This is a genomic window from bacterium (assembly GCA_020444065.1).
GTDB lineage: Bacteria > Sumerlaeota > Sumerlaeia > SLMS01 > JAHLLQ01 > JAHLLQ01.
Genome location: JAHLLQ010000001.1, coordinates 247,592 through 263,196 on the forward strand (window position 1 = coordinate 247,592; position 15,605 = coordinate 263,196).

Genomic DNA, 15,605 nt, shown 5'->3' on the forward strand with positions numbered 1-15,605 from the left:
TCGGCCTCCGCCGGTCTTGTTTTGCCAGCCTTTGCTCTTGCGGCAGATCGGTCTGCGCTAGAACGCTTTTTGGGCCTGGAGGCAATCGCCCATGAAGTGGAAAAAACGCGCGATCGCGATCATGGTTTCCGTAACGCTGCTGGGCGTCCTGATCGCCAGCGTTGACGTCCGGACTCTTGGGTCCCTGATCAGTCGAGCCAATCTCATCTGGTTCACGGTCGCACTGCTGTTTTTCCTGCCCCAGACATTCGCGATTGCGTATCGCTGGACGCTGATCGCGCGCCCGGTTGCTCCGATCGACTGGCGCGAAGCCGGCCGCCAGGTCCTGGCGAGCAGTTGCCTGAACCTGGTCCTACCCAGCAAACTGGGCGACTTGGCGAAGGGCGTCTTCCTCTTCCGCCAGGGGCGCTGCCGCCTCGAGGACGGCATTCAGATTGTAGTGTTCGAGAAGTTGATGGATCTCGCCGCGCTGAGTGCCTGGATGATCATCGGATGGATACTGGCACCGAATCTGGCCTGGTGGGTTCTGGCTACGCTGGGGCTGGGATTCGTCATTATCGCGGTCGTCTATTCGGTCTACTTCATCCCCCGCGGTCGAAGTATCCTCTATGCAGTCGTGCCCGGGTTTGTGCAGCGAAACCGCAAGTTCCAGAAGATCGAACATCTCCTGGAGGCGGGGCCGCGCGTGATGCAAGTGATTCACGCCTCAGGCGATCGTCGCGGCAAGATCATCGTGTGGAGCTTCATCATCTGGCTGCTGCACCTGCTGCAGATCTACTGCTTCTTCCAGGCCATGCATGCGGATGCGGGCCTGTTCGGCGTGCTGGCGCGCGTACCCATCGCAATCTTCGCAGGACTGCTGCCGATCGCCGTTGCAGGGATCGGAGTCCGAGACTGGGCGATCGTCGCGATCTTCGGATCTGCAGCGAACCCCCGCGCCTTGCTGGTGGGTGTGGGATTGTTGGTGTCGCTGCGCTACGTCGTTCCGGCTGCGGCGGGACTTGCGTTCGTGGGACGGTACTTCACGATGGCGAAGGCTGCTCGGACATCCACCGCCGACTCTTGAATCTCAGTTCATCATCCAGATCGCCGCATTCAGTGCGGTCGCATAGCAGACCCACGCCAGGTAGGGCGCCAGGAGCCACGCCGCGGTCTTGTCGTAGAGGCGGAACTGGTTGATTGTCCCGATGATCGCAGCGATGAGGAGGAGAATCACAACCAGACCCATGAACGGACTGCGTATGCCGAAAAAGTAGATTGACCACGAGGCATTCAAGACCAGTTGGCCGACATAGTATGCCATCCCCCGCCGCGCGCCGTCATAGCCGCGTCTGATCCAGATCCGCCAGCCGGCGATCGCAATCAGGATGTAGAGAATGGTCCACGCCGGCCCGAATACCCAGTTTGGCGGGGTGAACCCCGGCTTGCGGAGTCCGCGGTACCAATCGTCGACCGACAGGGAGGTGAAGTATCCGCCGATCAGGGCTGCCACCAAGACAGCCAGGAAGAAAACTCCCAGACCAATCCACTCACGCCTGTTTTTCATTCGCACAGTTCCCCAGCGGGCGGTTGACTTTCAGGGGCCCGCAAATGTCCTTTGAGAGAGCTTCGGGCGCAGCCCCGCACCGGCACAAGGGCAACAAGCTCAGGGCGGCGCAATTCTTGTTACTCCTCGCCTCAGGATCTTGCGGGGAAGAAACCACAATTCATGCCGAATTCGACGAAAAACGAGACCAATCGCTTTGACGCTCTTCTGACAGGATGCGGCGAGGGGCTAAAGCGCCGTCCGCTGGAAGTCCTGCAGTTGAACGTCGGGCGTCTCTGCAACCAGACTTGTCGCCATTGCCACGTGAACGCCGGCCCGACGAGGACGGAGTTGATGTCTCGGGAGGTCGCCGAGGCCTGCATCCGGTTCCTGGACGCCACGCCCTCGATCCACACGGTGGATCTGACGGGCGGTGCGCCAGAGTTATCCCCAGCCTTCCGATATCTGGTCAAGGCGGGGCGTGCGCGCGACAAACGAGTGATCGATCGATGCAATCTGACGGTTCTGTCCGAACCCGGGCAGGAGGGTCTGGCGGAGTTTCTCGCCGAGAGTGAAGTCGATATTGTAGCATCTCTCCCCTGCTACACGGCGGAGAATGTGAACAAGCAACGCGGTGACGGTGTCTTCCACGGCTCGATCGATGGATTGCGCATGCTGAACGAGCTAGGATTCGGCATCTCTGAAGGCGAATCCCAGCCCGGCGAGCGGCGTCGCTTGGATTTGGTCTACAATCCCGGCGGTCCGTCTCTGCCTCCCTCCCAAGCCGTGCTTGAAGCGGACTATCGGAAGCGGCTGTGGGAAGATTTCGGGGTTCGATTCAACAACTTGCTGACGATCACGAACATGCCGATTGGACGATTCCGTAGCGATCTGCAGCGCGCCGGCCAATTGAATGAGTACATGGAGCGCTTGGAGGAAGCCTTCAATCCAGGCGCCATCGAAGGGCTCATGTGCCGCGCGTACCTGTCAGTCGATCACGAAGGGTATCTGTACGATTGCGACTTCAATCAGATGCTCTCCTTGCCGCTGGGCGGCGGAGAGCGTAAGAGCATTTTCGACATGACGGCGGAGCAGGTCGCCGCTCTGAACATCGCAACAGACGATCATTGTCTGGGATGCACGGCGGGTTGCGGATCGTCCTGTGGCGGAGCACTGACCTGATACGGGAAAGAGAATCATCATGACCAAACTGGAAGTTCTGTCGGGCCTCCCAGGTGAGGCCGTTCTTCGGATCGTTCCGATCGAGGGTGGACTTTCTTCGCAACAAGCGACACCTCTGCTCGAGGTCCTCCGGGCGCTGATCGATCAGTGGAAAGAGGGCGGCGTTGTCTCCGCCGGCGACGCGGAATTGCTCGAGGACGGGCACTTCGTCGCGATCGCATACGTTCCGGCGGAAGGCGACGTCTCCGGCTGCACGAAGGATCAACTGACGCACGTTCTGCTGGGATTCGAGAATCAGCTCGGACAACGAATGCTGAACGCCCCTCGGCTGGCCGTCAGAATCGATGGCAGTGTCTCGATGATGAATAATCTCCAGTTCAAGGAGCTTCGCAATGAGGGGCGGATCACGCCGGAAACTGTGGTCTTCGATCACCTGCTTGGGCAGCTCGATGAACTGCAAAGCGGTCGCTTCGAAACAACAGTCGCGGACAGTTGGTACGCCCGCATCGGGGCAGCCTGAGAGCGCCCGCCCGTTTTTCCCTCCGTCATAGTCCGGGTTTCCCTTTCGTGGCCCGGGGCACTTAGGGCCAAATGCCTACCAGGTTGGTAGGGAATAAGGAGAATCATGACAGCGACATCGACAAACTCGGATCTGGCCCAGCGCGCGGCGCACGTCCTGATGGGTAATTACGGCGAGCGCAACCTCGCGATCGTGCGCGGCGAAGGCGCGCGTTGCTGGGATGCGGACGGGAATGAGTACCTCGATTTCCTGGCCGGCATCGCCGTCAACAACGTGGGGCATTCGCACCCGGCCGTCGTCGAGGCGATCGCGCGCCAGGCAAAGGAAATGATCCACTGCTCGAATGCATTTCTGATCGAGCCGCAGATTCGCCTGGCAGAGCGCTTGACCGAAGCAACCGGCATGGAGCGCGCCTTCTTCTGCAACAGCGGAACGGAAGCGACCGAAGCTGCCATCAAGACCGCTCGCATCTGGGCTCGGAATACTCGCGGCACAGGTCACCACAAGGTGATTGCGTTCGAGGGCAGCTTTCACGGTCGAACGCTCGGGTCAATGTCTGCAACGTGGTCCAAGAAGGTTCGCGAGGGATTCGATCCGCTGACACCAGGATTCGAGTTCGCAAAGCTGAACGACCTGGAAAGTGTCGACAAGGTCTGGAGCGACGAGGTCGGCGGCGTGCTCGTCGAGACCATCCAGGGCGAAGGCGGAATCCATCCGTGCACGCAGGAATTCCTGGAAGGTCTGCGCGAGCGCTGCACCGAGCGCGGGGCGGCACTGATTGTCGATGAAGTGCAGTGCGGCATGAGTCGTTCGGGTCGCATTATGGCCTACCAGCACCTCGACATCGAGCCGGACATCGTGCCGATCGCAAAAGCCATCGGCGGCGGGCTGCCGCTGGGTGCGCTTCTCGTCAAGGACGAGTACGGCCAGCACCTTGCCAAAGGAACGCACGGTTCCACATTCGGTGGCAATCCGGTGGCTTGCGCGGCTGGATTGGCAGTGTGTGATGTGTTGTTCGAGGACAGCCTGCTTCGCCAAGTCGGCGAAATGGGCTGCTACTTCTGGGGGAAGCTGGAGGAACTGAAGTCTGAGTTCCCGGATCTGATCGAGGGCGTCCGCGGAAAGGGACTCATGCTTGGCCTGATCATGAAGAAGCCGTCCATGGACATGGTGGCCATCGGCCGTCGTCATGGAATGCTCTTCAACTGCACGGCCGATCGCGTGATTCGTTTCCTGCCACCGCTGATCATCACTCGCGATGATATCGACGAAGCGGTGGTAAAGCTGCGCAGTTCCTTGACCGACTTCAGTAGCTGAAATCGGCGAACATTCGCCTGAATTCGCGGGCAACCATGGGACACATTCGAGCCCCAGAGGATTTGTTCGCCCAAAGACCCGGAAGGATCGCACCATGACGCAGGACAACAACGAGAAGCTCAGCAAAGTCGAGCATATCAAGCTCGCCAGCAACGGACTCTACGGTCCGATACCCGATGAACTCGAGCAGCCGACGGATCACTTCTCGGAAGATGCGATTCAACTGCTGAAGCATCACGGCACGTATCAGCAGGACGATCGCGACGCTCGCCGTGAACGCCGCAAGGCGGGTCTCGGGCGGGATTACAAGATGATGGTTCGCACGAAGACGCCGGGCGGACTCATGAGTGCGGAACAATACCTGATCTGTGACAACCTTGCGACGTCCCTTGGCCAGGACGATATGCGAATCACGTCGCGGCAGGGATTTCAGTTTCACGGCGTCGTGAAGGGCAACCTGCGCACGCTGATTCACGAGTTGAATCGGCTGGCCGACATGCACACGAGGGGTGCGTGTGGCGATGTTGTCCGCAACGTAATGGCTCCTGCCATCGCGGACGTCGATCCAGCGTTTGCGAACTGCGCGTCGGAACTGGTCACGATTGCGCAGGAAATCAGCGACCGGTTTCTGCCTCAGTCGAGTTCCTACTTTGACCTGTGGCTCGACGATGAGAAGGTGACAGTAAACTCCGACGGGACTGTGACGTTCAAATCCAAGGCCCCGAGCAAGCCCGTCGAGGAGCCGATCTACAAAGACGCCTACCTGCCCCGCAAATTCAAGATCGGTATCGCCACGGAGTTTGATAACTCCGTCGATGTGTACACACAGGATCTTGGCCTGATTGCGCAATTGGATTCTGAAGGACGAATCGTCGGCTACGAGGTGCTCTGCGGCGGTGGCCTCGGGCACAGTCACAGCAAGCCGCATACTTACGCTCGGCTTGGGACGCACATAACGTTTGCTGCGCCCGATGAACTCATCGCCATCGTCGAGGCTGTCGTGAAGGTGCAGCGCGATTTCGGCAATCGGGAAGACCGCACACAGGCGCGCCTCAAGTACACGATCGACCGAATGGGCGTGGATGCCTTCCGCGCAAAGGTCGCTGAGTACTACGGCAACGATCTTCCGGCGGCGAAGAACATTGTTCCGAAACGCCAGCCTGACTATCTGGGCTGGCACAAGCAGGCCGATGGAAAAAACTACATCGGAATCTGGGTCGAGAACGGTCGCGTACGGGACTTCGAGGGAAGCTTTCAATTCAAGAGCGGGCTGCGCGCAATCATTGAACGTTTCAAACCGTCGGTCCGCCTGACGCCGCATCACAATGTCGTTCTGTCCGGCATCGCCGACGCGGATGTGAATGCGGTCAACGAGATGCTGGCGCAGTATTCCATCCCGACGAGAAAAGACATCTCGGAATTGCGAAAGCTGGAGATGGCATGTCCTGCCCTGCCTCTGTGCGGGCTGGCGCTTTCGGAGGCGGAACGCGCGATGCCGGCGATCATCAAGGCCATCGAGGATGCCGGGCACAGCGACGCCGAGATCACCATCCGCATGACCGGCTGTCCGAACAGTTGTGCCCGTCCGGAAACAGCGGAGATCGGGCTGATCGGCCGTGGCCCGGGCAAGTACAACGTCTATGTTGGTGGCTGCCAGACAGGCACTCGGATGAACACGCTGATGATCGAGACGCTGCCCGAGGACAAGCTCGCCCCCACGATTTCACGGCTCATCTCGATTTGGAAGAGCGAACGCGCCGACGGTGAGACCTTTGGCGACTGGTCTCATCGCATCGGCGCGGAGAAACTCGCTGAACGTGTTGCGGAATCGGCCTGACGGATTCTGTCTTACTTTGCATTCGTCGTGGAGTTCTGCTGGGCCGCCGTTTCGGCGGCCTTTTCCTTCGGCAGCTCTTTTGCCTTACTGGCCGCAGTCTCTTTCTTGACCTTCGGCGTGCGCTGCGCGCGCTTCCCCTTGGACTTGGAAGTCGTTCGCCTTCCACCCTTGTGTCGCTTGCTCAGTTCGGAGGCAAGTTCCTCCGGTGGCAAAGCACCTTCCCACTTTTCTCCGCTGCTCTCGACGGCTTCTACCATCAAGAGTTCTTCCTGGCTGCGGAAGGGTTGTTCGCCAGAACGGAGTTTCGGTCGGCGGTATTTGCCATCCGAATTCATGTAGCGCGCCTTCACGTTGTCCTTTTGGCATGATGCGAAGATCTCGTTGATCAGACGATTTTTCAGATCCGCGTTGTTGACTGGGAACATGACCTCAATGCGCCGATCCATGTTTCGGTCCATCCAATCCGCCGAGGAGAGGAAAACCTTCGTGTCGGGGTCTTCACCAAAGATGAAAATGCGGCTATGCTCCAGGAAGCGATCGACGATTGACCAAATGCGAATGTTCTCGCTGATGCCCTTGATGCCGGGGCGCAGGCAGCAAATACCGCGGATGTTGATGTCGATCTGCACACCGGCACGACTGGCGCGATAGAGCTCAACAATGATGTCCGGGTCGACGAGCGAGTTCATCTTGGCCCGAATGCGAGCGGGTTTGCCGCGTTCGGCCTTTTCGCGCTCGGCCGCGATGAGCGCCGTCGTTTTTTCGCGCAGGTGCTCCGGGGCAACGATGATGCGTTGCCAACGCGGCGAATGCGAGTAGCCCGTAAGCATATTAAACAGTTCCGACGCGTCTTCGCAGAACCCCTGGTCGCAAGTGAACATGCCGAGGTCCGTGTATAGCTTCGCTGTCGATGGATTGTAGTTGCCGGTTCCCATGTGGACATAGCGACGGATTGCGTCGCCTTCTTTGCGAACCACGAGGGCGACCTTGCAGTGCGTCTTCAGACCAACGAGGCCGTACACGACATGGACGCCGGCTTCTTCCAACTGGCGCGCCCACACGATGTTGTTTTCCTCATCGAATCGGGCCTTCAGTTCAACCAGGGCCGTGACCTGTTTGCCGTTCTCAGCGGCGCGAATCAGCGACTTGATGATCGGCGAATCGCCGCTCGTGCGATAGAGTGTCTGCTTGATGGCGAGGACCTGGGGATCGTTTGCCGCGTCACGGATGAAGTCGACAATCGGTGCAAATGATTCAAACGGATGGTGGAGCAGAATGTCCTGGCGACGGATGCGACTGAACATGCTGCCGTGCCGGCGCAGGTTCTTGCGGATGTTTGGCTGGAATGGCGCGACCTTCAGATGGTCGTAGCTGTCCAGTCCCCAGATAACCGAAAGTTCGGAAACGGCGATCGGCCCGTTCACGCGATAGACCTGCAGGTCGTTCAGCCCGAGCATCCGCATCAGGTACCCAGTGAGAAGCTCGGACGCCTTGTGCCCGATCTGCAATCGGACGGCCATGCCGCGTTCACGCTCGCGAATTTCCGTCTCGATGTATTTCAGGAGATCTTCGGCGTCGATTTCCTTGTACTCGATATCTGCATCGCGAGTCACGCGGAAGGGAACGGCCTCTTTGACCTTCAGTCCTGGGAACAGGGAAGAGAGATTCTCGATAATCAGATCTTCCAGAAGAACAAATCGTCGACGTCCCTGCGTCGGTGGAATCTCGATCAAGCGAGGCAGCACCGAAGGCACCTGGACAATTGCGATCATCGGCTCGCCCGAGCGAACGCGCTTTGATCCTTCCAGGTGAACGATGACATTCAGCGACAGACCCTTCAGACGCGGAAACGGGTGTCCGGAGTCCACAGCCAGCGGTGTCAAAACGGGGAAAATCTCCTTCGCATACAACTCGCGAGTGTGCTTCTGCATCTTGCGCGATAGCGACGACGGATGCATGATCAGGATTCGTTCATCAGCCAGCCGCGGAACGATTTCTTCGCGAAAGCAATCATAAAGGGCATCGACCTGGGCGTGCGCTTCCTGATGAATGAGGTTGAACTGCTCGGAAGGCGAAAGCCCCGCAGGCGTGCGCCGACGAACGCCGGAGAAGATCTGGTCTTGCACCCCCGAGACGCGCACCATGAAGAATTCGTCAAGGTTCGTGGCGACAATGCCAAGGAACTTGAGGCGCTCGAACAACGGCGTTGCGGGATCTTGGGCCTCTTCCAGCACGCGTTTGTTGAACGCGAGCCAGGAGAGTTCCCGGTCGACGAAGTGCTTGGTATCCCGATAAGCCATTCTGACGTCCTCCTGACAAACTCTTCAACTGATCTACAGTGTGAAACGGCAAGTATTATGGCTTCGGCAGACAGGCAATGGCAAGTGAATCCGGGCGGGGCGGGCTCCGATCGTTGGGAAATGAACGCCCGACACTGGAGCGAAACCCTGGACGCCGCGAACCTCGGCCGCGAGGAGTCTCAAGTCGATACGGAGCGGCAGCTTGCGCTGTATGAAACGGCCGACGTGCGGCTGGCACTGGACGCGATGGAACCGCTGCGAGACAAGTGGACGGTGGATCTGGGCGGAGGGCTTGCGCTGGGTGCGATCTTGTTGGCACGCCGCGGGGCGCGAGTCGTCATCAGCGATCTCAGCGTTCCGCGAATGAAGGCAGCCCGCGAAACCGTCCGACGGCTCGGGCTCGAGGATCGAATTCACTTCGTGGTGGCAAAAGGCGAAACGCTTCCGTTTGCTGACGGCGCCGTCGAGCGACTTTTCACGAAGAGCGTCCTCATTCACACGGATCTGCCACACGCCGCTCGCGAATGTGGACGCGTTCTCGCGCGCGATGGTCGCGCTGCCTTCATCGAACCAATGCGTCGCAATCCATTTGTGAATCTCTATCGGAGACTGCTGGCGCCGAAAATCTGGACAGAGATCACAACTTACTTCCGTCCCGCCGAGTTTCGTACGCTTCGCAAAGGCATGGGCAAGTCACGCCAGGCGCGGCTCGAACCGATGTACTTCCTCGGCTTTTTCGCATCCGCGTTTCAATTCGCACTCCCCCACCCGAAGATCGCGCGCATTCTGGAAGGTGTGTTTCTGAGAATCGATCGCGTGCTGTTTCGGGCTCTTCCGTCCCTCCGCAAGCATGCCTGGTTTGGAGTGCTTGTTATTTCGCCCGGCGAAGGCAAACATCGGCCTCGGAAAGCAAACGCAAAGCGGCATTCTGCCAAGTAAATTGCTGCGCGCGACGAACTCCGAGTTCAGCGCGTTTCACTGTCTCCGTCCCTCGTTTCAAGGCGTCTGCTATTGCCGCTGCCCATTCGCGCGAATCGTCTGGATCAACCAGCTTCGCCGTTCTCCCATCGCCGGTCAGCCAGCGGTTTGTCGGAATGTCCGAGGCGACGAGCGGCATTCCACACGCCATGGCTTCGATCACCGGCAAACCAAAGCCCTCGAAGCGTGAGGGGAACACGGCACAATCCGCCTGGCGCGTGAATTCGGCAACTTCCGAGGCGTCTGCGGGTTCAACGCGACGGATGGAGATTCCTGCACTTGTTCTCCGGAGGAAGAGCTCCTGGTCCTTGTTCGCTCGCGCGAGGAGCACAAGCTCCGGCACAATCTCACGCAAGGGCGCTTCTCGCAGCGCTTGGAATAGGATTTCGTGGTTCTTCCGCGGTTCAATGGAGGCGGCGTACACAAGTCGCGGATGGTCGTTGTTGGTGCGCGGCTTGAGAGGACAGAAGACTTGCGGATCGATTCCGCAAGGTACGATTCCGATTGGGCCTTTGCCAGAGATGCCAAGATGCAGAATCCGCTTCGCTGAGAACGGCGAAATTGTCGCGACGTGATCGGCGTAGCGAGCGCTCCAACGCGTCATTGTGCGGAGGTACCAGGCGAATTTCCGCGGATAATTGCCCGGGCATTCCCAGGCTATCGTATCGAGAATCATCAACAATCGAGCAAACGGACGCGGCCCAACCGGACCAACAAAGGCAGGGCTGACAAGCACATCTCCATGCAGGCGCTTCATCAACCCGCCGATGCGAGCCTGCAGCCACCAATCGCCCTGAGGGTGAACTTCGTAGTCGGCCGATACATCGACGACCTCGATGCCGGTGACATTATTCCAAGTGTCTTCAACCCACGAGGAGGTACCGGCGGTTTCCGAGGCAAGCCGGAGCGCCGTGACACGCCATCCATGTGCGCTGGCCGTCTCACCGAGGCCCATGAGCAACCCCGCGACGAAATGACCAACACCCGTGGCGCCCGGCCGAATCGTGCGCGCGTCGATGACAAGATGCCTCACGCCTGGGCGTCCTCGAGAGACTCAGGAGCCGGCTCCGAATCGTCCTCCGAACCCAAGGGAACAACGTGCTTCATCAACAGCGCGTGAATGGCCTTCGTTGTCTCCTCGGCGGGTGCTCCCCCACCGGCCTCGACAGGACAACGCTCGTGATCGGAAACAAGCTCGGAAAGCGCCGCGTACAGGTTGGCCGCCTCTGCTCGTCGGCCAAGGAGGAACAGGACTGCGGCAGCAGCAGCCAGAAAGCCTACCGGCCCGGGCTGGCGGTCGCGCGGCAGTCCGGTGTGGCCTACCTGAGCCGCTCGCAACTGGGGACCGCACAGGATGCGGGGCACAAGCGCGGGAGTATGCAGCGCGGCCCATGCGCCGGCGATGGGAGGTGCCGTCATCCCTGTTGTAATCGTGACAGTGGGAGCCTGTTCGCCGGCGACGAGCAAACATGCTGCTTCCTCCGGCGAAAGAGTGCGGCTCTCAGCCATCAAGCGAGCGCCAAGTCCCTGGACAATTGCTGCACGCCACTCTTCGTAAATGGCCGGCCAGTGCACACTGGGAAACGCCAGTCCGACGGGCTCCGTGGCTGTCGCGGCAATCTGCGCAGCGATCTCGCCGCAGAGGGACAGGCTGCGGCGGTCGAGCGCGATAACTGCCGCTCCCCCATCGGCTTTGCGCTGGCGCAAACGCCGGCTGCGTCGCTGGAGTTTGAAAGGAATGGTCGAGAGTTCCAGGCCGTCGTGCAGTTCGCCGCGCGCCGGTGTCAGAATCCACCGCGGAGCCCCCCCACGCCCGGGAGCGACCCAGCCATAAACGGCGCCACCGGTGGCTAGGCTCCAATCGTCGGAAGGACTGATCGATGCGGTAGCCGGACCGACGACAAGACCGGCAGCGCGCACGCGGCGCGCATGGCGCTTCAGATCGCCGTCCTGCTGACGACTGAACGTGGTAATGGTGAACCAGATTCCAGGGAATGCCAGCCGCAGGAGGGGCTCCGCCTGCTGGGCAATCTGCTTGTCCGTCGAGTCAAGAGTGACGAGGGCAACACGGCGCTGGGAAGCGCCTTCCCGGCCGGCGGTCCCCTCGTCCTGGGTCATGTCATGGCCTCATAGGCTTCGATGAAGAGGTCCACGACCTCCTCATTCGTCTTCGCCATCAGGATCTTCTTCCGAAAATCGCCGTCCTTCAGCGCACGGACCAGCTTGCTGAGAACCTTCAGGTAGTCGCCGGATTGGGACTCGTTGCATCCGATCATCACGACGATGTGGGCCGGCTTCTCGTCGATCGACTGGAAGTCGACGCCCTGGAAGCTGCGCCCCACGGCGATCACGAAGTCCTTGATCGATGGAATCTTGACGTGAGGAAGCGCGACACCGATCCCAACTCCGGTTGAGAGGGTCTTCTCGCGCTCGAGGATGCGGTCGAGGAGTTCCTTGCGATCGGTGACCTGCTCGGAATTGCCGAGGACATCGACCAATTCACGCAGGACGTCCTCCTTGGTAGAGCTTTTCAAATCCGCCACGCGTGACGGTGAGAACATTTTCTTTGGATCAATAGCCATCGGTTGATTTCCGCCTCTTGGAGAGCCAGTGAATTTCCTGGATAGTGCGCGGGAGGCCCCCCGAGGGTCAAGCGGGAGCAGGATGGGTCCAGCACAAGCGATTCCGGTGGAGGGCCGAGATGCGGTCTGTCGAGGCCGATCGGAGAGAGCTTCAACCCCATCGCAGCCGCAAACAGAATGGGAGCCAGACCTTGGCGGTAAACCACTGGAATCAATAACGTTATGCCCATCAAACCCGATCGCTACCGGACAGGCGCAAAATAGAGTTCAAGCGACTGTCATAAAGCCTTGAAACCTGCCTGCTATTGCCCCTACAAGCGGAGCAGGTAGGTGCGAACCGTGTCGCGGAGGTGTCTGTCGCGATGCGGAAGATTATTGCGAGAAGGATTGCCGCACGTGTCTCTTGGGAAGATTGGTCATCGCACTCCCCGCCGCGAGGTCTATCCCAGCGAGTGGGTCGAATCTGAAGGTATCCCCGGTCACAAGCGCCCGGCCCTGTTCTACCAGGATCCGAAGCCGCTGCCGATCGCCGATCATGGCGAAGGGATTTACATCTACGACAAAGAAGGCAACCAGTACCTGGACGGCTGCAGTGGCGCGATCTCCACGAATCTTGGTCATGGGCACAAGCGCATCATCAAGGCAGCCGAAGAGCAGATGAAGAAGATCGCGTTTGCCTATCGAACACAGTTCGAGTCGGAGCCGGCAAACGAGCTCGCAGACTTGCTGGCCCGTCTATCTCCGCCGGAACTGAATCGCGTTTTCTTCGTCAACTCGGGTTCCGAAGCCGTCGAGTCTTGCATCAAGTTGGCACGTCAATTCTGGTGGTCGGTCGGGCGCACGGGAAAGAACCTTATCATCGCACGCAGACCGTCCTATCATGGGGCAACGCTGGGTGCGCTATCGGCAACGGCTTACGCTCCGCTGAACATCCCGTTCCGCAGCCTTCAACTGCACTTCCCGAAGGTCTCGGCACCGTACTGCTATCACTGTCCTCTCCAGAAAGAGTACCCCAGTTGCGACATGGCGTGTGCGCGTGATCTGGAGCGCACAATCCGCGTCTGGGGGCCGGAGAACATCGCCGCCTTCATTACCGAGCCCATCGGCGGCGCATCGACCGGTGCGGCCGTTCCGCCGGACGAGTGGTTCCCGATGGTGGAGCGCATCTGCAACGAGTACGAAATCCTGCTGATCGTCGATGATGTCATGACCGGCTGCGGACGCACTGGGACTTTCTATGGGTACGAGCACTGGGATATTACGCCTGACATGGTGGCCGTGTCGAAAGGGCTGTCCGGCGGCTACACGCCGATCGGCGCGTGCATCGCCAGCGAGGAAGTCGTGCAGCCGGTATTGGAATCCGGCGGATTCATGCACGGACATACCTATGCAGGAAATCCATTGTCCGCGGCAATCGCGCGCGAAGTCGTGATGACCATCGTCGACGATGGACTCGTTGAAAATGCCCAGAAGATGGGAACGATCATGCACGAGCGCCTGTGGGAGATGAAGGCCAAGTACCCGATCATCGGCGATATCCGAGGGCGCGGGTTGATGGCGGGCGTAGAGTTCGTGCGCGATCGCGGTCTGCGCGAGCCGTTCCCGCCGAACTGGCGTGTTGCGCTGGAAGCCACGGACATTGCCCGTGAACAGGGCCTGCTGATCTATCCGAGACGTTCGCTGTATGGACTCTCCGGCGATCATGTTCTTCTCGCGCCGCCGCTGATTGTGGATGAGGCTGGCATCGAGGAATTGATCCTGCGGTTTGACAGGACCATGGAGGGCTTGATGAGACTGCTCGAACGTTTCCTCGAGCCGGAGCCGGCGGATGTCGACGATGGTACGGTCCACCGCTACGAGACCGCGGAGCATCTGCCCGATTATGCCATCGGCAAGATCGAAGACATCCAGCCAGACTTGTCCGTCAACGTGTCGGCTCAGATGTCTGAAGGTGCAGACGATCTCAAGGGCGTCGACCTGGTCGAAGAAAGTGATCTGCTGTGATTGATCGTACAGAGGGACTCGAGCGCGCGATCGAATCGACAATTCGATCCGGACAGACAATCATGGTTGGAGGATTCGGAAGAGGCGGCGTGCCTTTCTCCATCCTCGAATACCTCTCAGATCGACCGGATACGATCCGCGATCTCACGCTTGTCAAGAACGACGCCAACGAACCCGGCCTTGGAATCGGTGCGCTCCTGCGCAACGGCCAGGTTAGGAAACTGATCGCCACGCACATCGGACTGAACCCGGAATTTATCGATCAGATGAACCGCGGCGAAGTCGAGTGCGAGCTTGTGCCGCAGGGCATTTTTGCGGAACGAATTCGAGCCGGCGGCGCAGGGATTCCGGCCTTCCTGACAGACATTGGAATCGGAACCGTTGTGGCGGAAGGCAAACAGCGTGTGGAACTCGACGGACGCGAAGTGTTGCTGGAACGGGCGTTGCGCGGCGACGTCGCCATCATATGCGCGGATAAGGTCGATCGCGCGGGAAATTCCTGGTGGCGCGGCTCGAATCGCAACATGTGCGTCGCCATGGGAACGGCCTGTGATCGCGTGATTGTTGAAGCGAAGAAAATCGTGGAAATCGGTGAACTCGAACCGGAGAGCGTGCATCTGCCTTGCGTGTACGTCGACTACGTCGTCCAGGCCCAGCCCCGCCGGCACCAGCAGGAGGCGTCGTCATGAGCTTCTGGAAGAAAATGGGGACGGAGGAAGAGATCATCGTCCGGCGCGCCGTGAAAGAGCTGCGCAGCGGGATGGTCGTGAATCTCGGCATTGGAATGCCGACTTTCGTTCCAGGTGTTCTGCCAGCGGATGTCGATGTGGTGTTCCAATCCGAGAACGGCTTCACCGGGATGGGAACGCCGCTTGAGAATGGAACCCCGGACAACGACATCATCGATGCGGGCGGAAGGGCTTGCACCTTGATAGATGGCGCGGCCTGTTTCGATAGCGTAACATCCTTCGGGATTATTCGCGGTGGTAATCTCGACATGGCAATCCTCGGTGCATTCGAGGTCAGCCTGCGTGGCGATCTGGCAAACTGGATGATTCCGGGCAAGCTGACACCCGGCATGGGAGGCGGAATGGAACTGGCGCAGAAGGCGAATCACGTGCTCGTCGTCAGCCGCCATTTGGACAAGAAGGGGCGCGGCAAGCTCGTGCCCGAATGCACGCTGCCACTCACGGCTCCACAGTGCGTCGACACACTGGTGACAGACCGCGCGCTCTTCCGGCGGATCGACGGCTGGATGACGCTGTGCAGCGTGCACCCCGACCACACGGAAGAGACGGCGCTGGAGGGCATCGCGGCGGATGTCCGCGTCGCTGACGATCTCGAGCCGTGGTGAGACGAG

General features: G+C 59.7%; 14 protein-coding genes. 9 read left to right on the top strand and 5 right to left on the bottom strand.

The window, feature by feature from the left end; all coding sequences use genetic code 11:
• Positions 1 to 91: 91 nt before the first annotated feature.
• Positions 92 to 1,066, top strand: a complete 975-nt coding sequence (locus KQI84_00940) for a flippase-like domain-containing protein (protein MCB2153425.1) — start codon at positions 92 to 94, stop codon at positions 1,064 to 1,066.
• 3 nt (positions 1,067 to 1,069) lie between these two features.
• Here KQI84_00940 and KQI84_00945 read toward each other — a convergent pair whose 3' ends face one another.
• Positions 1,070 to 1,546: a tryptophan-rich sensory protein gene (locus KQI84_00945; protein ID MCB2153426.1), complete on the bottom strand. Its 477-nt coding sequence runs from the start codon at positions 1,544 to 1,546 to the stop codon at positions 1,070 to 1,072.
• A 162-nt stretch (positions 1,547 to 1,708) separates the two neighbouring features.
• Here KQI84_00945 and arsS point away from each other — a divergent pair, with 162 nt between their 5' ends.
• From arsS to KQI84_00965, 4 genes are all read left to right on the top strand, one after another.
• Positions 1,709 to 2,707 (top strand): arsenosugar biosynthesis radical SAM protein ArsS, encoded by a 999-nt coding sequence (gene arsS / locus KQI84_00950; GenBank protein MCB2153427.1) that lies wholly within the window; start codon positions 1,709 to 1,711, stop codon positions 2,705 to 2,707.
• Between the two features lie 19 nt (positions 2,708 to 2,726).
• Positions 2,727 to 3,227 (top strand): hypothetical protein, encoded by a 501-nt coding sequence (locus tag KQI84_00955; GenBank protein ID MCB2153428.1) that lies wholly within the window; start codon positions 2,727 to 2,729, stop codon positions 3,225 to 3,227.
• 105 nt (positions 3,228 to 3,332) lie between these two features.
• Positions 3,333 to 4,544, top strand: coding sequence for an aspartate aminotransferase family protein (locus KQI84_00960; protein ID MCB2153429.1), 1,212 nt, complete (start codon positions 3,333 to 3,335; stop codon positions 4,542 to 4,544).
• 94 nt (positions 4,545 to 4,638) lie between these two features.
• Entirely contained in the window at positions 4,639 to 6,381 is a 1,743-nt protein-coding gene (locus tag KQI84_00965; protein MCB2153430.1) for an NADPH-dependent assimilatory sulfite reductase hemoprotein subunit, read from the top strand.
• Between the two features lie 11 nt (positions 6,382 to 6,392).
• Here KQI84_00965 and ppk1 read toward each other — a convergent pair whose 3' ends face one another.
• Positions 6,393 to 8,681, bottom strand: a complete 2,289-nt coding sequence (ppk1, locus tag KQI84_00970; GenBank protein MCB2153431.1) for a polyphosphate kinase 1 — start codon at positions 8,679 to 8,681, stop codon at positions 6,393 to 6,395.
• A gap of 120 nt (positions 8,682 to 8,801) precedes the next feature.
• Between ppk1 and KQI84_00975 the strand changes: the two genes are divergently transcribed.
• On the top strand, positions 8,802 to 9,620 hold the full coding sequence (locus tag KQI84_00975; protein MCB2153432.1) for a class I SAM-dependent methyltransferase: 819 nt from the start codon (positions 8,802 to 8,804) through the stop codon (positions 9,618 to 9,620).
• Here the strand turns inward: KQI84_00975 and KQI84_00980 are convergent.
• The 3 genes from KQI84_00980 to KQI84_00990 are packed head-to-tail and all read right to left on the bottom strand — an operon-like array spanning position 9,553 to position 12,241.
• On the bottom strand, positions 9,553 to 10,692 hold the full coding sequence (locus KQI84_00980) for a glycosyltransferase family 4 protein (protein MCB2153433.1): 1,140 nt from the start codon (positions 10,690 to 10,692) through the stop codon (positions 9,553 to 9,555). The two genes, KQI84_00975 and KQI84_00980, sit on opposite strands and share 68 nt — an antisense overlap.
• Positions 10,689 to 11,777 (bottom strand): hypothetical protein, encoded by a 1,089-nt coding sequence (locus tag KQI84_00985; GenBank protein ID MCB2153434.1) that lies wholly within the window; start codon positions 11,775 to 11,777, stop codon positions 10,689 to 10,691. The genes KQI84_00980 and KQI84_00985 overlap by 4 nt, the downstream gene beginning before the upstream one ends.
• Positions 11,774 to 12,241 carry a PTS sugar transporter subunit IIA gene (locus tag KQI84_00990; GenBank protein MCB2153435.1) on the bottom strand — a complete coding sequence of 156 codons (468 nt, stop codon included), beginning with the start codon at positions 12,239 to 12,241 and terminating at the stop codon, positions 11,774 to 11,776. Before KQI84_00990 ends, KQI84_00985 begins: the two co-directional genes overlap by 4 nt.
• Before the next feature lie 471 nt (positions 12,242 to 12,712).
• Between KQI84_00990 and KQI84_00995 the strand changes: the two genes are divergently transcribed.
• From KQI84_00995 to KQI84_01005, 3 genes are read left to right on the top strand one after another with little or no spacing between them, the layout of a single operon-like run.
• Positions 12,713 to 14,245: an aminotransferase class III-fold pyridoxal phosphate-dependent enzyme gene (locus KQI84_00995; GenBank protein MCB2153436.1), complete on the top strand. Its 1,533-nt coding sequence runs from the start codon at positions 12,713 to 12,715 to the stop codon at positions 14,243 to 14,245.
• Entirely contained in the window at positions 14,242 to 14,934 is a 693-nt protein-coding gene (locus KQI84_01000) for a CoA transferase subunit A (protein ID MCB2153437.1), read from the top strand. The genes KQI84_00995 and KQI84_01000 overlap by 4 nt, the downstream gene beginning before the upstream one ends.
• Positions 14,931 to 15,599 carry a hypothetical protein gene (locus KQI84_01005; protein MCB2153438.1) on the top strand — a complete coding sequence of 223 codons (669 nt, stop codon included), beginning with the start codon at positions 14,931 to 14,933 and terminating at the stop codon, positions 15,597 to 15,599. The genes KQI84_01000 and KQI84_01005 overlap by 4 nt, the downstream gene beginning before the upstream one ends.
• Positions 15,600 to 15,605: the final 6 nt, after the last annotated feature.